At 37.4% G+C, this 26,282-nt stretch carries 18 protein-coding genes and 1 pseudogene; 15 read left to right on the forward strand and 4 right to left on the reverse strand.

From position 1 onward, the window contains the following. From ACFODW_RS07010 to ACFODW_RS07030, 5 genes are all read left to right on the forward strand, one after another. The coding region (locus ACFODW_RS07010; protein WP_390304668.1) for a transposase at positions 1-647 on the forward strand (647 nt) is incomplete at its 5' end. An 864-nt stretch (positions 648-1,511) separates the two neighbouring features. Next, complete coding sequence (locus ACFODW_RS07015) at positions 1,512-2,945, forward strand: sigma-54 interaction domain-containing protein (protein ID WP_390304672.1); 1,434 nt, start codon at positions 1,512-1,514, stop codon at positions 2,943-2,945. A gap of 155 nt (positions 2,946-3,100) precedes the next feature. Then, on the forward strand, positions 3,101-4,168 hold the full coding sequence (locus ACFODW_RS07020; RefSeq protein ID WP_390304674.1) for a C45 family autoproteolytic acyltransferase/hydolase: 1,068 nt from the start codon (positions 3,101-3,103) through the stop codon (positions 4,166-4,168). Positions 4,169-4,326: 158 nt separating this feature from the next. Beyond that, positions 4,327-4,518: a hypothetical protein gene (locus ACFODW_RS07025; RefSeq protein ID WP_390304676.1), complete on the forward strand. Its 192-nt coding sequence runs from the start codon at positions 4,327-4,329 to the stop codon at positions 4,516-4,518. Between the two features lie 30 nt (positions 4,519-4,548). Further along, the gene (locus ACFODW_RS07030) at positions 4,549-6,018 is read left to right on the forward strand and encodes a sodium:solute symporter family protein (RefSeq protein ID WP_390304679.1); all 1,470 of its coding nucleotides are present in this window, start codon (positions 4,549-4,551) and stop codon (positions 6,016-6,018) included. A 674-nt stretch (positions 6,019-6,692) separates the two neighbouring features. Here ACFODW_RS07030 and ACFODW_RS07035 read toward each other — a convergent pair. After that, the gene (locus ACFODW_RS07035) at positions 6,693-6,929 is read right to left on the reverse strand and encodes a JAB domain-containing protein (protein ID WP_390304681.1); all 237 of its coding nucleotides are present in this window, start codon (positions 6,927-6,929) and stop codon (positions 6,693-6,695) included. A 189-nt stretch (positions 6,930-7,118) separates the two neighbouring features. Here ACFODW_RS07035 and ACFODW_RS07040 point away from each other — a divergent pair. Continuing rightward, positions 7,119-7,464: pseudogene (locus tag ACFODW_RS07040) on the forward strand (group II intron maturase-specific domain-containing protein); the annotation flags it as partial. Positions 7,465-7,746: 282 nt separating this feature from the next. On the opposite strand, the gene gabR reads toward ACFODW_RS07040, so the two are convergent. Continuing rightward, a complete protein-coding gene (gene gabR, locus ACFODW_RS07045; protein ID WP_390304684.1) occupies positions 7,747-9,156 on the reverse strand; it encodes a MocR-like transcriptional regulator GabR in 1,410 nt (469 codons plus the stop codon). A 375-nt stretch (positions 9,157-9,531) separates the two neighbouring features. Here gabR and ACFODW_RS07050 point away from each other — a divergent pair, with 375 nt between their 5' ends. The 6 genes from ACFODW_RS07050 to ACFODW_RS07075 all read left to right on the forward strand — a co-directional run bounded on the left by ACFODW_RS07050 (position 9,532) and on the right by ACFODW_RS07075 (position 19,182). Continuing rightward, a complete protein-coding gene (locus ACFODW_RS07050; protein WP_390304686.1) occupies positions 9,532-10,938 on the forward strand; it encodes an NAD-dependent succinate-semialdehyde dehydrogenase in 1,407 nt (468 codons plus the stop codon). A 369-nt stretch (positions 10,939-11,307) separates the two neighbouring features. Further along, positions 11,308-13,392, forward strand: a complete 2,085-nt coding sequence (locus tag ACFODW_RS07055) for a hydantoinase/oxoprolinase family protein (protein WP_390304688.1) — start codon at positions 11,308-11,310, stop codon at positions 13,390-13,392. Further along, positions 13,389-15,164, forward strand: a complete 1,776-nt coding sequence (locus ACFODW_RS07060) for a hydantoinase B/oxoprolinase family protein (RefSeq protein ID WP_390304690.1) — start codon at positions 13,389-13,391, stop codon at positions 15,162-15,164. The genes ACFODW_RS07055 and ACFODW_RS07060 overlap by 4 nt, the downstream gene beginning before the upstream one ends. A gap of 674 nt (positions 15,165-15,838) precedes the next feature. Further along, the gene (locus ACFODW_RS07065; protein WP_390304692.1) at positions 15,839-17,074 is read left to right on the forward strand and encodes a M20 family metallo-hydrolase; all 1,236 of its coding nucleotides are present in this window, start codon (positions 15,839-15,841) and stop codon (positions 17,072-17,074) included. 127 nt (positions 17,075-17,201) lie between these two features. After that, positions 17,202-18,641 (forward strand): cytosine permease, encoded by a 1,440-nt coding sequence (locus ACFODW_RS07070; RefSeq protein WP_390304694.1) that lies wholly within the window; start codon positions 17,202-17,204, stop codon positions 18,639-18,641. A 418-nt stretch (positions 18,642-19,059) separates the two neighbouring features. Next, positions 19,060-19,182, forward strand: coding sequence for a hypothetical protein (locus tag ACFODW_RS07075; protein WP_390304696.1), 123 nt, complete (start codon positions 19,060-19,062; stop codon positions 19,180-19,182). Positions 19,183-20,036: 854 nt separating this feature from the next. Here the strand turns inward: ACFODW_RS07075 and ACFODW_RS07080 are convergent. Both ACFODW_RS07080 and ACFODW_RS07085 read right to left on the reverse strand, forming a co-directional pair. Then, positions 20,037-20,669 (reverse strand): hypothetical protein, encoded by a 633-nt coding sequence (locus tag ACFODW_RS07080; protein WP_390304699.1) that lies wholly within the window; start codon positions 20,667-20,669, stop codon positions 20,037-20,039. A gap of 820 nt (positions 20,670-21,489) precedes the next feature. Continuing rightward, positions 21,490-22,077, reverse strand: coding sequence for a helix-turn-helix domain-containing protein (locus ACFODW_RS07085; protein ID WP_390304701.1), 588 nt, complete (start codon positions 22,075-22,077; stop codon positions 21,490-21,492). Positions 22,078-22,379: 302 nt separating this feature from the next. Between ACFODW_RS07085 and ACFODW_RS07090 the strand changes: the two genes are divergently transcribed. The 3 genes from ACFODW_RS07090 (at position 22,380) to ACFODW_RS07100 (ending at position 26,184) form a co-directional block, all read left to right on the forward strand. After that, the gene (locus ACFODW_RS07090) at positions 22,380-24,377 is read left to right on the forward strand and encodes an oxidoreductase (protein WP_390304703.1); all 1,998 of its coding nucleotides are present in this window, start codon (positions 22,380-22,382) and stop codon (positions 24,375-24,377) included. Then, positions 24,370-24,510: a hypothetical protein gene (locus ACFODW_RS07095; RefSeq protein WP_390304705.1), complete on the forward strand. Its 141-nt coding sequence runs from the start codon at positions 24,370-24,372 to the stop codon at positions 24,508-24,510. Before ACFODW_RS07090 ends, ACFODW_RS07095 begins: the two co-directional genes overlap by 8 nt. Positions 24,511-24,591: 81 nt before the next feature. Continuing rightward, complete coding sequence (locus ACFODW_RS07100; protein ID WP_390304707.1) at positions 24,592-26,184, forward strand: sodium:solute symporter family protein; 1,593 nt, start codon at positions 24,592-24,594, stop codon at positions 26,182-26,184. Positions 26,185-26,282 lie beyond the last annotated feature (98 nt).

Genomic DNA, 26,282 nt, shown 5'->3' on the forward strand with positions numbered 1-26,282 from the left:
ACAATATTATTACGGATGTACATGTCACCCCTGGAAACATCCATGATTCTAAGCCCTACTTAAACCGGTTGGATCGCCAAGTGGAACGGTTCGGCTTTTCTGTGGAAGCTGTTGGTTTAGACGCTGGCTATTTAACCACTCCTATCTGTCATGGACTTGCCCAAAGGAATATTTTCGGCGTGATTGCCCACCGTCGCTACCAGACAAGGAAAGGATTTCTACCTAAATGGAAATATAAATACGATGAGGAACATGATATGTATGTCTGTCCGCAAGGAAAAGAACTAAGGTATGCCACAACGGACCGTGATGGATACCGCCATTACAAGTCAGACCCAAAGCAGTGTGAGACCTGTCCTCTTCTTACGCAGTGTACCCAAAACCAAAAGCATCAGAAAACCGTTACACGCCATGTATGGGAGGGAGATAAAGAGCAGGTTCGTTTGAACCGACTTTCCAGTGAAGGTAAGTGGATTTATCGCATGAGAAAAGAGAAAGTGGAGCGTAGCTTCGCAGATTCAAAAGAACTGCATGGGCTGCGCTATTGTCGCTTGCGCGGAAAAGAGAAAGTCAAGGAACAGGCGCTGATGACGGCTGCCTGTCAAAATATGAAAAAGGTTGCCCTCCACCTAGCTAGGGTGAGCTAGGTGGAGGAGAGTCTTTTTCGGTTTTAACCTCGGACTAAGGAGCAAAGGACCATGACACTCCTGCGGAAAAACGGGCGATCCGAGACCCCGCAGTGTGGGGTTTTCACGAGGAGGCTCGGGCGTTCGTCCGCGGAAAGGGAATGGTCTGTGCTCCTGGAGGCAAGAAAAAAAGCTTGTAGAAAAACACGGGGTTTCTCTACAAGCTGATTAGAGCCTCTCATTTGAGAGGCTCTAATGTTTATTGAAATTTAATGAAGAAACAAACTCCTACATTATTCTGAGGGAAAAGTCAGAAGCATAACAGTATAATCATTAGATGACCATATATCTTATGTTAATATAAGATGAAGCTTCGTTCTAAACCACCCTAGACAGGTTCTCCATACATGGCATAACTAAACATGTAGCATGGGAAGAAAACCAGGATATTAAATCTATGTACTATATAAAGCATATTTAGGTAAATAAGGTACTGTACCAAGCTTCACCTAATAATTCACCCGTGGGTCAAACAATCTACGGGAGAAACTACTTATTATCGTGTAACTCTTTAAGTTTAAGAATCATGGCAAAGAAAGTTTTTAAAAGTCTTAGCTAGATTAACCTAACCCCGAGCTTTCCCACGGCCTTCATCGACTGCAAAAGCATATTGTGTCTATTTAGCTACAAGAAACTATGTTTGCCCAACTGCTGGATCAATACGAAAGTTTTGCTTATGATGCTTGTAAAGATTCTCCTTGGGTTATGAGCTTTTGGTAAGTATCTGTATCATAACGGTGACTCTTAAAAGCGGCTTAGTTAACAGAATCACATCAACACATTTGCGAAATAATAAAAAAAACAATAATGAAAAAGGTGATGAAAGTGGTAAACAATAAAGGTCTCTATAATTCCTTAGAATATTATAAAGAACTTAGCAAGGATTTAGAAGCTATCTTGAATTCTGTATATGATGTCATCTATGTATCAGATTATAAAGGTAAAACATTACGTGTAAGCCAGTCGTGCGAAAGGTTATGGGGAAAATCAGAAGATGAATTAATAGGTAGAGATGTGTATGATTTAGAAAAAGAAAATGTATATAGTCCTTCAATCACACGATTAGTCCTCGAAAGAAATGACAAAGTAAGATCAATTCAGTCTACAAAAACAGGGAGAAAACTCATGGCAATCGGAACTCCCATACGCAATAAAAAGGGGGAAATAGTAAGAATTATCAACGCAGCTCGTGATGTTACTGAGATTACTCAACTGCAAAAGGAAATTGATGAAATGCAGCAATTAATAGAAGGCTATCGTTCGGAACTTAAAGAATATAAAATGGAGGATTTTAAACATTCGAAAATAATTGCTAAAAGTCCAGGCATGAAACAAGTCATTAAATTATCTGATAGAATATCAAAAGTAGATTCAACAGTCTTAGTGTATGGAGAGTCAGGGGTAGGAAAGGAAGTTGTCTCAAATTACATTCATGAGAATAGTTACCGAACTAATAAACCATTTGTTAAGGTTAACTGCGGAGCGATACCTGAAAGTTTATTGGAATCAGAACTTTTTGGATATGAACCAGGTGCTTTTACCGGTGCTGATAAAAGTGGCAAAATTGGCTTGTTTGAACAAGCAAATGGAGGAACCATACTATTAGATGAAATAGGAGAAATGAGTCAAGCTATTCAAGTTAAATTTTTGCGAGTGCTTCAAGAGCGAGAAGTAACCAGGATAGGAGGAAAAAAAACAATTCCAATAGACGTACGTATTATAGCGACAACAAATAAAAATTTATCACGTGAAGTAGCGGAGGGAAACTTTCGAGAGGATTTATATTATCGATTAAATGTTATTCCCATTTTCATACCACCCTTGAGAGAAAGAAGAGAAGATATTAATGATCTAGTATATCTCTTTTTAGATTTCTATAATAATAAATATACACGAAAAGTAACTATTTCAGATACTGCAATTAATAACTTGATAGAATATAGATTTCCAGGGAATATAAGAGAACTTCAAAACATTATAGAAAGAATTGTAGTTATAAATGATGATAGTATCATTGAATCAATTATTGATACAGTGGGGGTGTCATCGGAATTCAAAGAAAAGACTTTAAATAAAAATGATGTCATAATTCAAAATATTCTTCCATATAAAAAATGTATGGAAGAGGCTGAAAAACAGCTACTCAAAACTGTATTTAACAAATATAAGAAACTGACAGAAGTAGCAGAGGTATTAAAAATTGATCCATCTACAGTGAGTCGGAAGTTGAATAAACATTTTCCAAAAGGTCTAGAGTGACCCTTGAAGTTTTGTAGGATCGCAAGCGAATTTTCCAAAATGCAAAAAATTCATAATGATAGAAGATGAAAAAACGCTTGTTAAAGCGTTTTTATTTTTGGTATGAAACTTGCTTATTAAAATAGTGTAACTAATAATTTTATGAGGTGATTATGATGGAAGAGTTTAAGTTAATTAAAGTATCTGGATCTGCTAACGACCGTGGTAAGCAATTAGGGAGACTAGCTAAGCAAGAAATTCAGCATAATATTGAAGCTTATAAAGAAATATTTAAGAAGAATGCAAATATTGATTGGGAGAGTGCAAAAAAGAAAGCAGCAGATTATATACCTTGGATAGAGGCTTATGACAATGAAATAATGGAGGAAATTAGGGGGATAAGCGAGGGTTCTGGTTTCGATTTATTAGAAATTACAGCGTTAAATGCAAGAAGTGAAATTGTTTTAAATTCAGATGGGTGTACAAGTATAGCTTCTATTCCAGAGACGAATGAAGAAAAAGTCACATATTTAGGACAAAATTGGGATTGGCATGGTTTAGTTAAGAAAGGAGTTATCTTGCTTGATATTATACAAACGCCTCGTCCACGTATCTTGATGGCTACTGAGGCTGGTATTGTAGGGAAAATTGGAATGAACGAAAAAGGATTAGGAGTTTGTTTAAACTTACTAGGGACAAGTCAGCATGTTAAAGAAGGAGTGCCTATTCATGTTATTTTACGAGGAATATTAAATTCAAATAATATTAATCAAGCCATTGGTCAAATTGGAAGATTACAAAGAGGTGTTGCAGCCAATTACTTAATCGCGCATGCAGAAGGAGAAGTATTAAATGTTGAAAGTACACCTACAGACTACGATGTTTTATATCCTCAAGATGGATACATTGCGCATGCTAATCATTTTATAGGTCCGAGAAAAGTGAATATAAATGATACTGCTAGAATTTTATACCCTGACACGCACTTAAGACAGGGAGTTGCAAATAAATTATTAAACAAAGCAGAGCAAATAAACGATAAAAATTTAAAAAGCATTTTTTCAAATCATATTGGGTACCCAGATAGTATTTGTAGACATGGTGAAGACTACCCTACTGACCTTGGACGACCGCAAGCAAGTGACACAGCGTTCTCTATAATTATGAATTTAACAATGAGAAGGTTTGATATTACAGTAGGTACTCCTTGTGAACACCCTTATAAAACATACACATTCGAGTGATCTTCAATTAATATTTAAAAAATAAGTTATCTAATCTGAAGCAGGCTGGAAGTCTAATGGAGTGAAAGTACCTTGGTATCAATTGGCCGGTTGAAATGACTAGTATGCCAAATCACCTGCTAAGCAGGTCAGCGTTTACGTTAAGGAGGTTGAATGTAATGATTAAAAACATCGTCTGGATAATAATAATCTTGCTTCTTTTTATAGGTACATCTGGCCCAGTTATTTTGATTTTTGATAATCCAATGAGCATCTATATTTGGTACGTTATCATGGGAGCGCTTTCCATCATTTGGTTTATTTATGGAGTTAACCATGTACCTTTTTTAGCTGGGAAAAAGAAAAAATAAATTAAATATATAAAAACAGGAGGGGTAAGAATGAGTGGAGCAACTGCCTTCATGATTATTGCATTTGTATACTGGTTATTTTTAATAGGAGTCGGAATTTATGGGTTTAAAACAACTAAAAAATCAGAGGATTTTTTTATTGCCGGTGGCGGTTTAGGTTTTTTTGTATTATCTTTATCGCTATTAGCAACATATAACAGTTCTATTGCTTTAATGGGGCATACTGGAAACGTCTATGGGTCCGGTTTGTCGTATTTAACTTACTTAGGTGGAGCTCCGATAGCCATAAGTGTTTTAATTCCAATATTCTATAAACGAGTTTGGCTAATAAATCGTGGAAACAAATATCTTACACCTGCCGAAATGCTTGGAAGTTATTATAAGAGTGATTCGATAAGAGGAATGATTGCATTGATTGCATTAATGATGGGGGTACCGTACGTAGCGTTACAATTAATTGCAGCAGGTACCGCGTTTAATATTTTAAGTCAAGGAATCATTTCTGTATCAGCTGGAATGTATGTAATGGGTGGAATAATTGTTGTTTATGTAGTTTTAGGAGGCCTAAAATCTGCAGCAATTACAAATGCTATACAAGGATCCTTGATGACACTAGCCTTATTTCTTGGTGCGGTTTATGGGTTAATTTTAGTAGGCGGTCCAATGGGATTATTTAATGAGCTTGGATCTTTATCTAAAGATATGGTTATGGAAGGTAGAGTAATTCCAACCTCATGGCAAACCAACGCAACTTTGTTGTTAAGCATTGCAGTAGGGACAGTTATTGGTCCCCTTTCATTAACTTGGGCTCTATCGGCTAAATCAGAAAGAATTATTCATTTTTCCGGAATATTTAGTATCGTTGCTCAAGTTGTAATGTATATACTTTTGATTCCAACGATTGGTTTTACAGCAATGGTATTGCATCCGAGTATAAGCGTTACCGATGAAGTGTTACCTACTCTAATTAGTACGGGACCAAGTTTATTATACGCTCTCGTTGGATTGGGTATCTTCGCGGCGATAAATTCAACCGCCGATGCTTATTTACATGCCAGCGGGGCTATGACAGGGCACGACTTGTATAGGGTAATAACAAAGAGTACTGTTATCAGTCCATGGGTTGGAAGAATTGCCCAGTTGTTTGTTGTTTTTATTGGGTTAATATTTATTGCAGGCTCATCTGAATCAATTGTCTTTTTAGGTGCCTTAGCTGGTGGGTTAGGTATGCAAACTATACCAGCATTAATTGGGGCTCTATTTATTCCCAAATATAATAAACAAGGTGCATTATGGGGAATGATAGTAGGTGTTATTGTAACAATCATTACTGAATTTATTGTAAAACATCCTTTAGGGGTTCATTCAGGACTTTGGGGAGTACTATTTAACTTTTTAGTTATTTCAGTACTGAGTATTGTAATAAAAACACCAAACTACAGCAGAAATTATGACCACTTTCACGGTACATTAAAGGAATACTATAAAAAGAGCGCGTAATTAAGGCTAAGATAATCTTATCAGTTACAGAAAAATTACGTCACCGCTGAAAAAATGGGGTGCCCTCTGGATTAACATCCACTACAGAAATGAATAAGGTAGTCTCACGGCCTATGGCTTGTTAATGAATAGGGCTAGCAAGTCATAGGCTGTTGTTTTTTGATGGAGGAAACCCCAATTCTTAAAACAGCGGGAATATCGCTGAACAATGTTTTCCGTTTCAACTTTAGTTTAAATAATGCGTACTTTATTACCCAATATGTAACTTTTTACAACTTTTGTTTTATGCGTTTTGTGAGGAGGTCATACCCTTATAAACCGATAGAATCAAGACGTAGCAATTGTTCCAGGCACTTCCATGATTGGCGACAGCATCTTTGCTACCATTCCCCCGAGTCTCATTCCTTCTTTGTTCTCTCCATTATAATTGTTTCCTCATGATTCTAGTAAAGGGTCTGCAAAAAGAGACGAGAGAATGTAAGAAATCCAAGTTGGCTAACTAGGTGTGAAAAAACAGAAAACGCTTTTCAACTCCTAGTAAGTTATTGGTTTTCCTAACATTCTCTAATTCTTTTTTGATGCTACGCATTCGCCTGCTGTTCTCCCTTGACTTCCATTTTTCAGAAAAATACCTTTGCTGTCTAACAAAGAAAGGATATCTTCTCTACTGGGCATCACGTCTCACTTGGATGAACCACACTCACATTTAACGATCCAACATACGCTCGGTGAACAGCTACCACTTTATTTTTCATATTCAGGCATATTACAAATAGTATCTCTCTATCATCATCTCCGATAAATGATCTGGCAATCATTGCGTCATTTTCCGGCATCCGTACCGTATTCTCCTTCACTTGCATCTCCGTTTTCACCTGTTTGATTCGCTGGATTTCATAGATATTTTCCATTTCGGAAAACAACTAGAGCAAGGAGACAAATAAGAGGGAGCGATACCTCTTATTTTTAGTGGTGTGCCCGGCATGTGCGCACACTTTAGGGTTCGAGTCCCGAGCGGTGAAGGTCATTGTAACCGTTAGCTGAAGGCAAATCTCCGACCCGAGGAACACGAATCTCATAGAAGGCTGTCATTGAAAGGATGGAGTATGAAATACCGTATCTTACAGCTGAACCAATACCTTACCGGATGGTGCGGGTATTTCGCTAGCGGATACGAAGAGCATCTTTTCTAAACTGGATGCCTGGATTCGTCGCCGACTGAGAATGTGTCTTTGGAAGGAATGGAAACTTCCGAAGACTCGTAAGAGGAAGCTGATTGGTTTAGGTGTTCCTAAGTGGAAAGCCCATGAATGGGCGAATACCAGAAAAGGATACTGGCGAGTTGCGGAGAGTCCTGTACTAAGTAAAACCCTAAACAACTCTTACTGGAGTCGTTTAGGGCTTCGCAGTTTGTATGAAAGATATATTTTCTTACGTCAAGCTTAAAGAAACCGCCGTATACGGATCCGTACGGACGGTGGTGTGAGAGGACGGAGGTTAGTCACCTCCTCCTACTCGATTGCATTTTTTCTAACTTGCGTATGAACATATGAGTTTATTGTCTTTTCAGTTCTATTTTCTGAGTGACTAAAGTTCAAATTTTTGAGAATTATTATATTTTTTGTTTTTTTAGCTCCGACTTAACTACTGGATTTGAGTTATGACTGGTGTTTTTCATTTTTACTCGTGACATAGTTCCTTTCTCTTCTGGCGTTAGCCCACAACTCGTTAATATACTATATGATACAGACGATCTACAGCTTCAGGGATGTCCTCATCTTTAATATTTGCAAAGCCAAGAACGATGGAACACCCTTCCTCATTTTTAAATTCTTCCAACATAAATCTTTGAATTGTAGAGATTTCAAGTTTTTCTTGTTTTGCCCGTTGTTCGAGTTCATAAAACGGCTTATTGCTAGAAAAGTTTACCAGGAAGTGGAGCCCTGCTGAAGCATTCTTTATTTCTATTTCATTTTTAAATCTAGTTTGCAATTCTTTCAACAATAGTTTACGTTTTCTTTCGTAATGGTGACTCATTCGCTTCACGTGCCTTGTATATTCACCGTTTTCAATAAAATGATGAAGCGTAAACAAATTAAGCGTATTGCTACCTTGAACCCAAGTTGAATAATGCTTCCGATATTCTCGGAGCATTTCCGGTGGCAATATAAGATAACTCATCCTAGCGTTCGGGCTCAATGTTTTTGAAAACGATCCAACATAGATTACTCTTTGATTCCGGTCCAAACATTGCAATGAAGGAATATTATCTGTTCCATATTTAAATGCACTATTATAATCGTCCTCGACAATATATCTACCTTCCACACGAGTAGCCCAGTTCAGTACTTCAATCCGTCGGGAAATCGGCATAATCGTTCCAGTTGGGTATTGGTGCGACGGTGTAATAAAAAGAAAGTTCGGATTTATTTCTTCCACCTTATCAATATTGATTCCCTTTTTATCAAGATCAATTGGATATACATCAAAATGGTCTTTTAAAAATTTATGAATCCGATAATTACCAGGATTTTCAACAGCCACTTTTGTGTTTTTTTTCTGCAATTGCATTACTTGGCTGATTAGGGGCAGCGTACCGGAGCCTATTACTACTTGCTCCGGCTCACAAGTGACACCTCTTGTCATTGTGGCCAATTGAGCAATTGTTTGTCGTACAGAATAAGGGCCTTGCGGGTGAGGAATTTCCGTTAATTCCTTCCAATTTAGTTCGTATGCCTTTTTCTCGCATTTAAGCCATTCCTTAAATGGGAACATCGACATATCCACAGTAAAATGGGATAACGACAGCCAGTCTTTTTTATCCACAGTAGGTTTCTCGTATAAATCCTCAGGTAGCGCGCCTGTATTGGAAACTTCTTGCAAATTTGCGAACTTTGTAATGTTTTCTATAAAGTACCCTTTTCTTTCAATTGTATATATATAACCTTCCTCTAGTAACCGTTCGTATGCATTGGAAACTGAATTAATGCTGACCCCTAGTTGTTCCGCCAACTTACGTTTTGACGGCAACTTTTCATTGGATGGAATTTTATTCTGTAAAATTGCATCCTTAAATTGATTATAAATTGCCTGATAAATGTAAGTGGAATTATCTTTATCTATATGGAAAAAAATCATTATATCTTCCCCCTCTGGTACCCAAATATTCTAAAAACTGATTCTTTTCATTATACCAGAATATTTGTAATATATATATAACGAATTTTTGGGGGTGTGATAGCAATAACATAATGTCAATTGACGGAAGCAAATGTCCCAGAAAGGGGGCGATGAAGAAATATGAATACTTGTAAAAGTTCGAGAGTTGCGCTAGAAGCGGGGGAGGTAGGTGTAACAATACAACAAATAAAACAAGAATGACTGGAATCTTTATATGATTAATATTATCTACCGGAACAGACAATCCCCACTTTTCGTTACTTATGAAGGAGTAGAAAGATATTATAAAAAATCCCCGCAGTATCATTTCATTAAGTAAGAGGAGGTATTTTTATGACAACTGTTTTACATGTGATCAATCCTGCAACTGGAGAGTTGGTAGAAGACGTGAAAATCAATTCTGAGGAACAAATAAAAGCTGCTATCGAAAGAGGACATAGAAGTTTCAAACAATGGGCAAAAATAAATGCCCATGAGCGTGCTCGTTTGTTAAAAAAGTGGTCAGATACTATTCAAAGTAACAAGGAAGAGATTGCAAGAGTGATGACATTAGAAAGTGGGAAGCCGTTACGGGAATCTCTTGGCGAAGTGGATTATGCGACAAGTTACATTGATTGGTACGCAGAAGAATCGAAACGTCTTTATGGCCGTACGATACCTGCAAACACTGAATCCAAGCGCATTGTTGTAAGCCGCCAACCAGTTGGATTGGTAGCTGCAATTACTCCGTGGAACTTCCCGGCAGCGATGATGACGAGAAAAGCGGCACCAGCACTTGCGGCAGGTTGTACCTTTATTGTGAAACCTGCAGAGGACACCCCACTTACCACGATAAAATTAGTCGAGTTAGCTTATGAAGCAGGAATACCAAAAGATGTAATGCAATGCGTTAATGGTTACGGGAGCAATGTTGGGAAAGTTTTCACGGATAGTAAATATATTCGTAAAATTACATTTACTGGATCCACGCCAGTAGGGAAACTATTAATCAAAAATAGCGCTGATACCATAAAACATATATCTATGGAGTTAGGAGGACATGCACCGGTTATTGTTGCAGAAGATGCAGATTTAGATCTAGCAGTAGCACAAACGTTTGCATCAAAATTTCGGAATGCCGGTCAAACATGTATTTGTGCAAACCGTGTGTTAGTGCATGAGAGCATTGCCAAAGAATTTGCCGAAAAACTTACAGAAGAAGTAAAAAAATTAAAAGTTGGAAACGGTTTGGACGAGGAGACTAAGGTCGGTCCTTTAATTAATGAAAAAGGGTTCGATAAGGTAGTTTCCCATGTGGAGGATGCGATAGATAAGGGCGCCCAAGTTTTGTGCGGGAATGAATATAATGCAAATCGCGAAAAAGGTTACTACTTCGTGTATCCAACGATATTAACGAATGTTAATACGGAAATGAAAATCATGCAAGAAGAAACCTTCGGACCGATTGTACCAATTACAACATTCAGTACCTTGGAAGAAGCGGTGGAAATCGCCAATAGTACGCAGTATGGTCTTGCATCATACTTTTTTACGAATGATTATCGTACTGGTACGTATCTCTATGAGCAATTAAATTTCGGTATCGTCAGTTGGAATGATGGAAACCCATCTGCTGCGAATGTACCATTCGGTGGTATGAAGGAAAGCGGTCTTGGTCGTGAAGGTGGTATGGAAGGAATTGAACCTTATTTAGAAACGAAGTATTTATCAATTGGTGGAATTCCAACTGGTCCCTATTAAAAATTTAAACTGGTACTTTAATATAGTGAATATTTATATTATTGTATAGATACAGAATATACAGTCTATAAGAGAAATGAAGTATTTTGAAGGGAGGTAGTTTTCAGGATTATTACTAAGTTTTTGATGGAGGCTGGAAATCAAAATAAATATTTTCTGCAATGAAGGTGTTTCAGTCTATCCAGCCAAATAAGGGATTTTCTTAATAGTGTTTGGTTCTCTAAAAGTACACGAGGGACAAGTTGTTAACAACTTTGGATGGAGGGATACTTATAGAAATTAGACAATGATAATTCAAAAAAGGTATAGATAACCAAAACAGCTTTCAGATTTTAAAAGGTACTAAAATTATTAAATAGGAGGTAGAAAATGTTAAGAGTAGGAATTGATGTTGGTGGAACATTTACTGATCTTTATGCTTGGGATGAAGAGGCGACAGCATCTCACAAAGTACGAATGGCCAAGGTATTATCAACACCAAATGATCCTGTTATCGGAGTTATGAATGCGCTTGCAGAAGCGGGTATTCATCCATCAGAGATTGGTACAATTATTCATGGTACGACCATTGGTACAAATGCGTTGCTAGAACGTAAGTATCCAGAACCTGCGTTGATAGCTACAGCAGGATTCAGAGACACAATTGAAATTGGAAGACAAAAACGGTCGCATCTTTATGATCCCTACGCGACTAAACCTTCCCCACTCATTAGTCGTAATAGGCGCTTTACTGTGAGTGAAAAAATGGGTTCTGATGGGAAAACTGTAAAACCCGTAAAGAGGGAAGATGCCAAGCAAGTTGCTGAGCAAATTGCTCAACTAGGTATTAAAAATGTTGCTATAACATTCATTAATTCCTATGTTGATGGGCGTCATGAAAAGGAAATGCGGGACATTATTTTGGAAGTAATTCCAGATGCAAAAATTGCTTTATCATCCGAAACTAGTCCTAAAATGGGTGAACTTGGTCGGTTTGTCACGACTGCCATTCGAGCCTCCCTGTTCCCGATTGTTGAAAATTACATTTCTCGTTTAGAGAAAACTTTAGAAGATGCTGGCTGCACTGCACCTCTCTTTATTGTTAAAAGTAACGGCGGTATGATGAGGAGTGCTGCAACAAAAGAGCATCCGGAAGAACTTATCGAATCAGGCCCTGCGGGCGGGGTTGCTGCTGGTGGTCTTATTCATCACCTGCTTGATCAAAAAAACTTAATTATTACTGATGTAGGGGGCACGAGTTTTGAAGCGAGTCTTGTAGAAGAGGGTCAAGGGCTGGTAACTGATGAATATGAACTTGAATGGGAAATGCCAGTTATAACACCTATGCTTGATATCCGCAGTATTGGGGCAGGCGGTGGGTCAATTGCATGGATTGATGATGGAGGATCCTTGCGTGTTGGTCCTAAGAGTGCAGGTGCTGCTCCAGGCCCAGCTTGTTACGGAAAAGGCGGAACTCAGCCGACAGTAACAGATGCAAACCTGGTATTAGGTCGCTTGAATCCTACTTTGAGTGGGAAATTTCAACTTGATTACGAAGCTGCCGTTAATGCAATAAGCACTGTGGCAGAACCGCTCGGTCTATCTGTTATTGAATGTGCTGAAGGGATTATCGATATTGTATGTGAAAATATGGCGGATGCTATTCGCATGGTTTCAACGGACCGCGGTCGTGATCCGCGTGATCAGACATATGTTTCATTTGGTGGGGCTGGTGGTTTGCATGCTTATCGTGTAGCTCAGTCTGCGGGGATTAATCGTATTCTTGTGCCTTCATTTGTTGGTGTTGATTGTGCGACTGGGGCTTCTACAATGGATGTACGTCACGATGTTGAAGAGACTTTCTATGCACCAATAGAGGGGCTCAATCCCAAAGATCTCACCAATGCGTTTGATAAATTAGAAGAGAAGTGTCGACATTTGCTTAAGAGTGATGGCATTACTTCACAAAAAATGTCATTTGAGAGAATTGCATTAATGCGCTATGTTGGTCAATCGTACCAAGTTGCGACTCCAGTTCCTAATGGATCTATAAATCAGAACACACTCTTAGAAATTGCGTCAACTTTTAATAAAGAGCATAAGCGTGAGTACGGAGTCGCAAATGAAAACTTCCCTGTAGCTTTTGTCACTTTACGTATGACAGGTTATGGGAAAACGGAAAAACCAAAAGCAAGTGATTTAAAAATTGCATCGGGGTCAGGTATTCAGAAGGGCACATCGAGTATAAAAGAACAAAGAGAAACTTATTTTAATGGAGAAAAACATATAGTGGATGTGCATGATGTTAGTCTTCTTAGTAATGAACAAGAAATTGATGGCCCGGCAATTATAGAACATTCTAATAGTGAAATTGTTATCCCACCCAATGCACTGGCCGTTTTTGACCAATATGGATTTACCCATATTACTGTTGATAAAACTATTAATCAATCAAATAAGGAGGTTATGCAATGACCACCACTAACTATGAATCTTCACATCGCCAACTTGACCCTATTACCTTTGAAGTTTTGAGAAGCTCTTTTGTATATACATGCGAAAGAATGAGTCTAGTGTTAAAAAAGTCTTCATTTTCTCCAATCATTTACGACATGGAAGATTTTTCTACTGCTATTTTTGATCCAAACCTCGAGTTGATAGGTCAGGCTGCGAACTGTCCTGTCCATATTGCGGCTATGCACACCAGCGCACGGGCTTCTCTAGAAAGATACCCTGTAAATGAATTAAGTCCAGATGATGTAATCATTCTTAATGACCCATATAATGGCGGTACCCATACTAATGATGTCACGATGACAATGCCTGTATTTTATGACGGGGAATTACTTGGTATTGCAGTAACCCGAGCCCATTGGACAGACGTAGGTGGCGGGTTCGATACCCATGTAACTGGAGAAGGTCTACGTTTATCACCGTTAAAGATCTATAAGGGTGGAAAACCTAATAATGACCTTATTAATATCATAAGTAGTAATTCACGTACTCCTCAGTATATAGAGGGGGATATTCAAGCACAAATGGGTTCTCTACAGGCAGCTAAAGCTGAGTTAACACGTCTCGCCGACAAATACGGGGTCGATAAGGTCAGACAAGGAATGCGTGAAGTCCTAGATTATACACAGGAAATGACTAAAAAGGCAATCAGGCAAATTCCTGATGGTGAATATAATGCGAGCGATTACATTGATAGTGATGGATTTACTAATGATCCGGTCAGGGTAAGAGTAAAACTTGTAGTTAAAGGAGATCGGCTTGAACTTGACTTTACAGGAAGTGATCCCGTAACAATCGGTCCAGTTAACTCTCCTTACGCCAATACAGTTGCAGCCGTCTACTACTCTGTAAAGTTTTTTCTTAACCCTGATGCGCCAGGAAATGCGGGTATGTATCGACAAATTGACATTACAATTCCAGAAGACACTTGGCTAAATCCACGTTGGCCTGCCCCAACACTTGCGTGCACAACCACAACAGCTTCCAAGGTGGCTTCAGGAATTTGGTTGGCCCTAGCTCAAGCTATCCCTGATGCTATTGTTGCTCCAACATATGCTGAGTCAAACTGGTTTACCGCAAGTGCGTCTGATCCGAAAACAGGTGAGTCGCATATATTTTCAGACTTACCTGCTGGAGGATGGGGCGGAACACCTACTAATGATGGTATGCATGTAACGACAGATCCACTTGGAAACTCCCAAAATCTATCGGCCGAGGTTGCAGAGCTCATGTTCCCAATACGATATAATGCTTTTGAAATGCGGACGGATTCAGCCGGGGCTGGACGTTATCGTGGTGGCGTTGGAGTTCACCTTGAAATAGAATTCATTGGACGTGGAGAGTTAATTTGGATGACATGTTCCCGAACAATAGAAGGTTCTCCAGGTGTGAATGGAGGGTTACATTCTGCTCAACAAAGACAATTACTAAAGTCCCCAGATGGTCAAATTAAGACAATTGGTGGACTAGCAGAAGATGGGTCATGGCACTCACAAATACTAAGGGATATTCCTTTTCAGCCTGGCGAATCTTTTGTTTTTGAAAGTACAGGCGGTGGCGGTTGGGGCAACCCCCTTGAGCGTGATTCAAAACTTGTTGCTCAAGATGTACTTAATGATATTGTTTCCAGGGAACAGGCAGCTAAACTCTATGGCGTTGTGCTAACTGACGATTTTGAGGTTGATGAAGAAGCGACAAAATTAAAACGAGCAGAAGCCAGCATAAAATCTTAAATGGGTTAGGTTGTGTTAAGTTACTAACTTACCACATAAAAAAAAGAGATGAGAACTTCGAGGAAGCACAGCTTTTAGCATCGGAGCCTAGCTAGTTGGTAGATTCGTTAGCGATACTTTGAACGAAGTAAAAGTAATTTTCTATCTCGAGTTTATGGTCTTGGTATGTGGTAAGAGCAGGAAGTGCTAGGGCCGACGACTTAGTTGGCCTTAGCAGAAGTTCCTGTTCCTGACCTATCGAGAAGTTCGTCTAAAGACGCAAATTCTTTGTCGGCCTTTTAAAACAGTCTCTCGAAGGTGTGAACGAATGGGAGCAAACAAAAGAGTAAGAGTTTATTGGTTTGATATATAAATAGATTGTTGAATTCTTTAGGTGCTCGTCCTTGCTGACGGTATGTCATTCAGCTTTTGGAAGCCGGTAAACAATTTGTGGCGGGAAAATAGTAACGATTACAATGTGTTTCAGGTGCAATACATCGGTTGCGAGAGTATTCTAGATGTTTAGTTCATAACCGTATTATGTAGAGGGTCATCAAACAACACTTCTTCACAACCATATATTATCAGAAAAATTTTACTTTTATATCATACAGAAAGCCTAAACCTAAAATGTGGTGGAGGGCTAAGTATCATGTAAGTATATGTATTCAACAATGTTATTGAGGAGGATAAAAGTGAGAGTGAATTTAGGTAGAATAAGAAAAAGACTTAATGAAATGGGCGCCGTAGGAGCGTCGTCATGTGAGGGTATCTCTAGGCATGCCCTGTCTCAAGCGGATAAAAGAGCAAGGGATTTATTAGTTTCTTGGATGGAAGAGATGCAGCTTGATGTTCGATTTGATGATGTTGGTAATATATACGGGAGAAGAACAGGGAATAACCCAGAAGCAAAACCGATTGTCATAGGATCCCACCTTGATTCTATTATTAACGGAGGAAAATTTGATGGAGTTTTAGGAATTGTTTGTGGGCTTGAAGTGTTGGAAACGTTAATAGAAAACGAAATAACGACCACCAGACCGATAGAGGTTGTGAATTTTACAAACGAAGAAGGAGTACGATTTCCCCCACTTATGGCGGGAAGTGGTTTGATATCCGGAGATTATGAGTTGGATGAAATTTATAAACAAAGCGATGAAAAAGGTACTAATTTTTTGGATGAACTAAAAGCAATTGGTTATTTAGGTCATGAAAAAAACCGATTAAAAGAAGCTGAAGCTTTCATAGAATTACACATTGAACAAGGCCCAATACTAGACAAAGAAACAATACCTTTAGGAATTGTTGAAGGAATTATCGGTTTTTCTTGGCATGAAGTAACGGTTATCGGAGAGGCTCAGAATTCCGGACCAACGCCCATGTCTTTTAGAAAAGATGCTTTAAGCACAACAGCAAAAATGATTTCAGCAATTCAGAATTCTGCTGTCGAGATTAGTGATCAGTCAATGACAACGGTTGGGAAAATAACGGCTGAACCAGGAGATATTAATACAATTCCGGGGAAGGTTATATTTACAGCAGATATTCGTGCTGAAGAATCACAAAAACTAGATGATGGGGTTAGGCTTATAAAAAATAAGCTTAAGGAAATAGCATATGATGAAGGTCTAGAAATTACGATAAATGAAATTAAAACAATGAGACCTATCCAATTTGACCCTAATATAATAGGTGTATTAATAGATTCTGCGGAAGAGTTAAACTATAAATTTAAAAGGATGGTTAGTGGGGCAGCCCACATCGCTTCCCTCATGAATAACTTCTGTCCTACAGCAATGGTTTTTGTGCCCAGCATAGATGGTAATAGCCATTCTCCAAAAGAGAGGACAGATTGGATAGATATTGAAAAAGCTGCTAATCTTCTTCTTAGTTCTTTAATAAAAATAGATGAAGAGGGAATTAGTCGTTAAATGAAACCGTATAATATTTCTATTTTTGTCAGAGTTATTATAACTAAATAAAACTGTATTAATGGTTTTTAGGTCAGTGTCACAGAATCAGCCGGGAATTATCAAATAAAAAATGAGGGGGCTATTTATGGGGAAATTTAAAGACTCGTCCGTACACGATCTTTATAACTCAGACCTGTCGCCAGTAGAGGAAGATGAGAAAGAAGTCAAACCAATTGGATACGGATTTGTTTGGTTTGGGATAGCAATTCAAATTACATGTTTTATGAGTCTTTCCCCACTGGTTAGCTATTTTACCATTGGTCAATTTATTTTAGTTTTAATAATAGGGTCCACCCTAATAGGTATCCTTAGTCTTATTGCTCAAGATTTAGGTTTAAAATATGGTATAAGTTTTGCAACCTCAGTTTCAGTCGCCTTTGGATATAGAGGCGGTAGAATAACCAATATGATACGAATCTTTCCTAGTGTGATCTTTATTGGTTTAAACGCATATATAGGAGCGGTTGCTCTTAATGAACTTTTTAAGATGGTTTTTGGCTTCGAAAGTATAATTCTTGCTCTCGTTATAAATATAGGAATTTTACTTCCTGTTACATTGAACAAAATAAAAGGTATTGAAAAATTTATGTTCTTTATTGCTCCAATATTGTTTATTGTTGGTATATATATGTTTTATGTAGTTCTTACTGCTTATAATGTATCTTTTTTTGATACATTTAGCATGGGGAATTTACAAAATGAAAGCCCTTCCATAAGTAGGTGGCTTTTTAGCGTCACAGTAGTAATAGGTGTTTTTTCTAGTGTAGCCTTAGGAGTAAATGATTTCACTAGAGACTGTAAAAATGTTAGTAACAATAATAAATGGTTTCAATCCAACAGAGGATACTTTATCGCGGCACTCATGGGTCTGGTACCTTCCCTTGCGTTTTTAAGTACTTTAGGAGCCATAACCATTGCCCTTTCCGGACGTACAGATGCTTTAGTTGTTATATCCGAATTAATTCAAGAAAGGTCAATGATATTGGCAATACTACTTCAATTATTTATTGTACTGGCTCAGGTATCTACGAATGCTGTTGCAAACCTGCTACCGTCGACATATGCTATTTTGAGCCTTTTCCCAAAGAAATTAAGTTTCAAGACATCAATTGTTGGATTAACAATACTCGGTTTTATTTTAGTGCCCGTGGGAACAGGGGGGTATTTAGATTCTATTCTTTCTATATGTAGCGCTACAGCAGGTCCAGCAATGGCTATAATTGGAGTAGATTATTATATAATCAGAAAAAGAAATATAAGCCTTGATGCACTTTATAATTCTAGAGGAAAGTACCAATACTTTAAAGGTGTGAATATTGTGGCTTTTTCTGTTTATATAATATCAACCTTAATCGGCTTTGTATTTTTCTCGTATTTAAGCTTTTATGTCTCAACAACCCTGGCAGCTATTTTGTATTACCTGGGGTATAGGATGTTCAACAAGAAATATCCAGCTATGCTAACAGATGAAAATAATTATACAACAGAAGCTTCAGCATCTTGCTCTAACGACGTAACGCTTTAATCGGATGAGTGTTTTGAATTAATGAACAGTTTCTACTTTAAAAAATAGTAAAAACCTATAAGGGAAGAGTCAGTCTTGACTGGCTGGCTCGATCTCTGCATACTATACTATCTTATATCTTAAAGGCCAATTCCTGCTTGTATTGGTCTTTTTTTTTTTTGGTCCTTCTGCCCTGAGATCCTGCTACATCCGCCCTTGCTTTTTAAGAAAATTTAATGACTAAGGAAGACTGACTAGCATTTAACAAATGTTCAAGTATATTGGTGAATGAGAAAACATTTCTTCTTTCACGCGCAAATTGTCATCCGGTGTTTCAAAATAGGGTGGTCATTATTCTAGGTTTAGCATACTGGTGAAATATTATAAAACTCTCAATAGTGTAAATAAGAACAAACGTTCTTAGAAAGGTGGAAGCATAATGGGCAAGGTAAACGATCATGGAACCAAAAAATGGACTTCGTTAATGATGCCAGAGCACTATTCAGTTGTTATATCAGATATGGGAGGAGAAGGAATACAAAGAGAAACCCATTTTAGATGAGCAGAAGCTGCAGCACATTAACGCTCAGATGCAGCTGCCATACATAATAACTTAACATTAAATATTATCCCAACCATGACTATGAGACGGTCAGGTAAACTGCTGAAGATTGATTCTTGAATAAACACGTTCAGTTAAATGATGAGGACCGAACCATACTTCCATTGGATAGTATCCTGGATGTATTTATCGACTAGCCCTTCCGTTGAGGGGTGATTTTTTTGGGAATAATTGGTTTTAATGCAGGAGTTTGTTTATTCCTGTCGAATCTATATTATATAGTACTATTTGCTTATAGAATGATTAAGGAGAATAGACACATGAAAACTGAATACATGAAAGAAGCCTATGGGTTACTCTTTGAATTAGAAACCGGGCTGGCAATACATTGAAATGACAATGGAGAAAACATATGGGATCGGCTGGCGGATTCAAGCTCCCGTTGCGATGAAATACAACCCTACTCTAAACACTTCAACTCCTTCTATTACCACGAACTTATCTCCATGCTGCGTACATATCCCTGTTTTACTGATATCCCCTAAAGACGTTTACCTCCAGCTGCTAAAAACCGTTCCCATCCGAAATAAAATTGCTCATTGTAAGAGTATAAGTGATGAAGAAATGACCCAATTACAAGATACGTGCAAGTTAGCCAAGAGTTATATATGTTTTTTAGAAGAAATAATTAGCTATTTATAGCTGGTTAGAATTGATGTTAGCATTTTAATTGAACGCACAATATTCTTATGGCTCTAAAATAAAGTTATAATATTAAAATCCCCCCTTTCCTAGATACTTATCCCACAAAATGACCAATTGCTGAATTTAAAGAACACTATGTCTTAAGCCATTTATTTTAATATATATAGCAAAAATGAACTCATCCATGCAAGATTGTAAGTTTCTAAGATATGTTCTACGTCTATAATTTGGGAATTAAGAGTTAACACTAACTCCTTTTTATAACCCCCTTTATCATAATTATCTGTAATTACGCTATATTCTTCTATTACTTCTATTAAATGTGATAAGGAACTTCTTACCCCATTTGAAAACATTGGACTTTCATAGTTACCTTCCAAAAATTCTTTTAGTTTACTTAATGATAAGTCATTATCTATATGTTGCAAAACAACCCTTAATACCTTCTTATAAGCCAAATATGAATCTTGATCGGCTGCAACGGATAACTTTAGGGTTGCAAAAACAAATAATTGATAGGTACTGTAAACGGCTAGACCACGCTGGAAATATTCAAAAAACGATTCATTGGATTGCCAAAATATAAATGATCCTGATTCAAAATAAGTAATTGCACTAATTCCAATAAAGATAACTGTATACATCTCTATGAAATATACCATAAACTGTTTGAGTTTCTGGAAACCATACTTTGTTTTCTTACCGAATATTCCACTACCAATAATAACCATTACAATTAAAAATACCAATGGCAAGGATAGTACCATAATCCAATGAGTCATTTTATTATCCTCCTTACATACCTCATGAATAGTGTGGATTGTTGTTTAGTTAGCTCCAGTACATAATCCAAAGCTTTTCTCATTTATTTATTCGTTCCTAACAAATCATCAACTGATTATCTCATCCCACTTACTTACAAAATCACCTATGATTTTACCACTTCTAAATGAATAATTTTCCTGAATTTAAGAAAAGGATAACAATAGGTTCCTAATAGTCGGTCAAGCTTCCTTAGCTGCATGGATGGACTAAAAAGGAGGTTAGTTACAAGTTAGGTTTTACGGAAAATACGTATGGAAATTATGAAAGGCAACAGAGGTCAAACTCATTGTATACATTGATAAAAAAGCCGATCTATATGGGGTCATCCTGGATTATATCGTCTTTGGGGTGTTTCAACACGGGAGAATACCCGCGGGCAAATCGAGGAAATCATCCAAATCACATAAAGGAAGGAATTGAGCAACTGTTACACTCTAATTCATGCAGCTATCTTTGGACCTCTTGATCAAGAGGTTTTCGCTTTAGGCGATTGTTCTTTAACTTGAAGAGGAGTTTTACTAGGAACCTAAATATACGATAATATATAGATCAATTCGGAACTTAATATTATTAACAGTATAAGTGCAGCAGCGAGAGTGGCTTTTACCGTCCATAATTTTCCTTGCATTGATTGCATCCTAATCAGACGATTAACACGCGAAAATTGTCGATTCGGCAATATATAGGGCTAAAGCCACTCTACAAGTTATACCGACGGATATAGAAATGAAATCTATGGTTCTTCTTTTTTTATATGGGTTTGATATGTCGAATGCTTTAGAAGCTAGGGGGGGTAATGACCCATAAAACTTCTAGTATTTTGTTACCTGTATTTTTCCAGCTGTGGTGTAAACGGCTGGAAAAATTGACTGTATCACCTTCGAATAAAGTAAATGTTTGATTATTTACTGTTAATTCCATCTTTCCAGACATAATTATTATACACTCTTCATCGCTATTATGACTATACGGCTCCCCGCTTTCCCCTCCAGGCTTTGTAATAGAGTATATCACTTGTATTTTCCCGTCTAGTTTTGTAAGTAAATAGTCTTTAGTGAGAGTCGGTTCAGGGTAAAAGAGATGGTTCCGGTCTTTTTTTCTAACTATACTCACCTCGTTGGTTTTGTAATCCTGTATATTACCATTCTCAAATAAAGAAGCTAAAGGAAATCCTAACACCTGAGCTATTTTCTGCATAGAGGCAATTGAAGCAGTTGTTAATCCCCGTTCAAATTGACTAATAAAGCTTGCAGTGAGTCCGGTTTGCCTGGCGATATAATTTAATGTTAATTTTTTTGATAAACGAATCGTACGTAATCTTTGACCCACTTTTTTTGTATATTTATCTTCTCTAGATCCGCTCAATATTTTACTGCCCCCTTTGATAAGCTACAACTTTTATTAATGATAATATAATATATTCATTCAAATAAAAAAAGGAATACAAGAAGGATCCAGATATGTGCTATAAGCCATCGAGCTTTCAACGGCTACTTTAGTGGGACTCACTTAAAAGAGACAGGGTATTAGTACCATTAACAATTGTATTTCCTAAGTAAAATCCTTTTATTATTTTTATAAAATTCAGTATTGACTGTTTAATAAAATTTGTTAAAATATTCATTAATTAACTAATATTTAATTTCTAAAATGATGGAGGTAAGCTTATGACAAATGGTAAATACCCTAAATTACTCTCTGCTTATAAAATTGGGGACGTAGAAATTAAAAACCGTATTATGACAAGTGGTCACCAAACAACGTTAGTAAAAGAACATTTACCAACAGAGGATTTCACCGCGTATCATACAGAACGGGCGAAAGGAGGGGTTGGTCTAATAGTTATGGAGGCCCATGGTGTTCATAAAACAGGTCTTAATACTCCTTTTGCTATCGATGCCAGCCATCCAAAAATAATTGATCTTCACAAAAAGACCGCTGAAAAGGTACATCGATACGGAGGGAAATTATTCGCTCAATTAATTCATCATGGACGGGAAGCTTATGTTAGTGAAGGTAGTAATGACGTTGTTGCCCCCTCTGCAGTACCAACGGAGAGGTTTCATATTATACCAAGGGAGTTAGAAGAAGAAGAAATTGAAGAAATTATTGATGGATTTGTAGTAAGTGCTCTTAACTTGAAGAAAGCTGGACTAGACGGGGCAGAGTTTGTGGGTTCCCATACTTATTTATTTGAGCAATTTTGGAGCTCTGCAGTAAATAAGAGAACTGATAAATGGGGTGGTTCTTTTGAAAATAGGATGCGGTTTACAACAGAAGTAATTAAAAGGGTACGAGAAGCTGTGGGGGCAGATTTTGTATTAGGAATGAGGATGTCTTTAAATTCAAAGGATGACATAGGGACTTCGGGAAAGGAGTCTCTTAAAATAATTGGTTATCTTCATGAACTGGGAATGCTTGATTATTGGAGCTTAGTAATCGGTTCATCTGCCAGTTATAAAGGTAGTACTTATATTGTCCCTCCGGCTAGTGAATCAGCCGCGCAACTTTTTTCCGAAGTAAGCAAAGTCAGAGGGATTATTGGGAAGACACCTTTAATTATAACCTCTAGAATATACAAGCCAGAAATAGCCGAGAAATTAATTGATTATGAATACGCCGATGTTGTAGGTATGACAAGAGCTTTAATAGCTGATCCCTATCTTCCTTCTAAAATATTACAAGATAACGAGAAACAAATCATACCGTGTATTGCTTGTAATCAAGGTTGTATTGGTCGGTACCAAGAACATCTACCTATTCGTTGTACAGTTAACCCTGTCACAGGTCGTGAGAAATACTTTACAGATTTACCAAAGGCTGATAGTAGAAAATATTATTTGGTCGTAGGAGGCGGACCTTCCGGGATGATGGCGGCGATTACATTGGCTAAGCTAGGGCATGACGTGACAATATCTGAGAAGAGTGATGAGCTCGGTGGACAATTAAATATTATTCGAGGTGCCATAAACAGAGGTCAAGTTGAAAGCTGGCAAACATACCTTACAAATGAATTAAAAAGATTGAATGTAAAGATAAAAAAGGGCAAGAGATTCAATATGGAAGAAATAGAGAGTAAGAGATTTGATGGGGTAATTGTAGCAACTGGTTCGAAACCACTTATACCAAAGATGTTTTCGCAGACAAACATTCCTCTTTACACATCGTGGAATGTTTTAAAAGGAGAAACGATAGTGGAGGATAATGTATTAGTTCTAGATTGGAAAGGGGATTGGCCTGGAGTAGAAGCAGCGGAATTTTTAGCTTCGAAGGGGAAGGAAGTAGAAATTGTTTCTCAGAGTTATGGAATTGCAGAAGCCCTTCAGCAGTACAAACGGAATAAGTTTCTTGAGCAAATGGATAAGTTAGGAGTCAAGCAAACACCAAATTTTAAACTTGTCGAAGTGAAAAAAGATAATGTAGTTTTGGAACACTTATTTAGCGGTCGAACTGAAGGTCGTAAACCCGGTGCGATTGTAATCACCCTTGGTCAAGACTCTTCTGATTCTTTAAATGAGTATCGACTATTAAAGGAACGTTTCAAAAAAGTTTTTAGGATAGGAGATGCTAAAAGTCCTAGAACATTAGATGAAGCTGTATCTGAAGGGTTTAATATAGGATTAAAGCTTTCCAAAGCTAGTGAGGAGGAGATGATGTATGGGTGAGTTGATTTTTTCTATCTTTTATGGAAGCGCTTTAATACTTATTGGGTTGTTTGCAAAATATATGATGAATAAATTTAAGAATGAAAATGAAAGAATTGAAAGACTTCATAGTGAAAAGAATGTAGCTGAATAAAATGTTTCTCCACAGTTTGTTTACTCTCAGACTGTGGAGACATATTTAATTATTTAATACTTTAAGAAATGGAGTGATTGGATGGCGTATTTGATTGGGATTCTCATAGCATTTTTATTGTTTATTTTTATTGGAATAATTTTAGCAAAAAAAGTAACTAACATTGATGATTATTATGTTTCAGGACGGAACGCTCCAACTTTATTAATAACCGGTTCTCTGGTTGCATCATTTTTAAGCTCAGTTACCTTTATGGGAGAGGCTGGTTTTTCATATCAAGGCTATCCAATTGTCCAGTTGATTCTAGTTATATTTAATGCAAGTGGTTACGTGTTAGGAGCATTTTTCTTTGGGCGATACTTGCGCAGAAGCCAAGCTTTAACTGTTCCTGAATACTTTGGCAAGCGATTTGATTCACAAAACTTACGAAAGGTTGCAGGAATAACAACAATTCTAGGTGTATCTGCCTATATTATAGCGGTTACTCAGGGTGGAGCATTATTATTCTCCTCGGTTTCAGGTCTTTCTTATGGTCTTTCTCTAATTATTATATGGATTGCATACACCTCTTTTACATTCCTCTCAGGAGCTAAGGGTGTATTGGTAAATGACACGATTATGTTCATCATTTTTTTAGTTGCCACTGTAGTTGGTGTTCCTTTTATTTTAAATGCAACAGGGGGATGGCCGAATGCTATTCTAGAGACCGCATCTTTGCAATCACATCAAGGTATTCTTAGCTGGCATGGAATGATTGGAACAGATGCTTATTTTAGTACACCTGCTGAAGCACTAACGTGGGCAATAATACTAGGTCTGGTATGGGGGACAGTTGTTGCTGTTAGTCCTTGGCAAACTAGTAGGTACTTAATGGCTAAAAGTGAACATGTTGTAATTCGATCAGGAGTTATCGCAACGATTTCGATTTTTGTAATTTACCTATTTCTTCATATCGGGATGGCTACAGTGAATTTGGTGAATCCAAATATAAATCCAGCAGAAAATGTATTTATTTGGTCAGCGATAAACCTTATGCCAACATGGTTGGGGATTATTGTAATTGTTGGAATAATGGCAGCTATTTTATCTTCTTGTTCCACATTTCTACAACTTATAGGTAACAGTGTTGCTCATGACATACTGATCAATAAAGAAAAAAATAGCAGTGTAGTTTTGAAATTTAGTCGAAACACTATGTTGGTTACTAGTTTGGTTATTCTTTTTATAACATACTGGCAGCCACCAGCGGTTATGTGGATTGGTTACTTTGCGGCCACGTTGTTTGCAGCTTCCTGGGGGCCGGTCGCATTCTCAAGTATTTATTCTAAAACAATCACAAAAAAAGCTGCTTTTTGGAGTGTAATCGTTGGTTTCCTAAGCGTTGTAGGGGCTGAATTATTTCAAACATTTGTAATGGGGCTACCTGTTTATTTACATCCAGTAATAATAGGTACTGTATTATCTACCTCTGCTATAATTTTCATCTCGAAGTCAGAAAATGTTACAGAAGCGGAGAGAGCATTTCAGCAGAAAATACTGCAGGTACCAGAAACTTTTGAGGATGTTAATGAAGTAAATATTACTGAGAAATATCCCAATGCACTTATAATAAGTGGAGTCCTATTAATCGCTATCACTATTGTTTTCTACTATACTCCTTTGCATCTTTTATAAAGTTGTTTCTATAACAGTAATGGAATAGATACTTTACGCTCGATCACTTGGATGTTCTTGAGGTTTTGTACCAACTAAACCATGGATACCTTTAGGGA

Source organism: Virgibacillus sediminis, from assembly GCF_042643265.1.
GTDB lineage: Bacteria > Bacillota > Bacilli > Bacillales > Amphibacillaceae > Virgibacillus_O > Virgibacillus_O sediminis.

Excerpts from the sequence above, each read along its gene's own strand:
- ACFODW_RS07020 (WP_390304674.1), top strand. The coding sequence starts at position 3,101 with ATGGAAGAGTTTAAGTTAATTAAAGTATCTGGATCTGCTAACGACCGT.
- ACFODW_RS07025 (WP_390304676.1), top strand. The coding sequence starts at position 4,327 with ATGATTAAAAACATCGTCTGGATAATAATAATCTTGCTTCTTTTTATA.
- ACFODW_RS07030 (WP_390304679.1), top strand. The coding sequence starts at position 4,549 with ATGAGTGGAGCAACTGCCTTCATGATTATTGCATTTGTATACTGGTTA.
- ACFODW_RS07035 (WP_390304681.1), bottom strand. The coding sequence starts at position 6,929 with ATGGAAAATATCTATGAAATCCAGCGAATCAAACAGGTGAAAACGGAG.
- gabR (WP_390304684.1), bottom strand. The coding sequence starts at position 9,156 with ATGATTTTTTTCCATATAGATAAAGATAATTCCACTTACATTTATCAG.
- ACFODW_RS07050 (WP_390304686.1), top strand. The coding sequence starts at position 9,532 with ATGACAACTGTTTTACATGTGATCAATCCTGCAACTGGAGAGTTGGTA.
- ACFODW_RS07055 (WP_390304688.1), top strand. The coding sequence starts at position 11,308 with ATGTTAAGAGTAGGAATTGATGTTGGTGGAACATTTACTGATCTTTAT.
- ACFODW_RS07060 (WP_390304690.1), top strand. The coding sequence starts at position 13,389 with ATGACCACCACTAACTATGAATCTTCACATCGCCAACTTGACCCTATT.
- ACFODW_RS07070 (WP_390304694.1), top strand. The coding sequence starts at position 17,202 with ATGGGGAAATTTAAAGACTCGTCCGTACACGATCTTTATAACTCAGAC.
- ACFODW_RS07075 (WP_390304696.1), top strand. The coding sequence starts at position 19,060 with ATGGGCAAGGTAAACGATCATGGAACCAAAAAATGGACTTCGTTAATG.
- ACFODW_RS07080 (WP_390304699.1), bottom strand. The coding sequence starts at position 20,669 with ATGACTCATTGGATTATGGTACTATCCTTGCCATTGGTATTTTTAATT.
- ACFODW_RS07090 (WP_390304703.1), top strand. The coding sequence starts at position 22,380 with ATGACAAATGGTAAATACCCTAAATTACTCTCTGCTTATAAAATTGGG.
- ACFODW_RS07095 (WP_390304705.1), top strand. The coding sequence starts at position 24,370 with ATGGGTGAGTTGATTTTTTCTATCTTTTATGGAAGCGCTTTAATACTT.
- ACFODW_RS07100 (WP_390304707.1), top strand. The coding sequence starts at position 24,592 with ATGGCGTATTTGATTGGGATTCTCATAGCATTTTTATTGTTTATTTTT.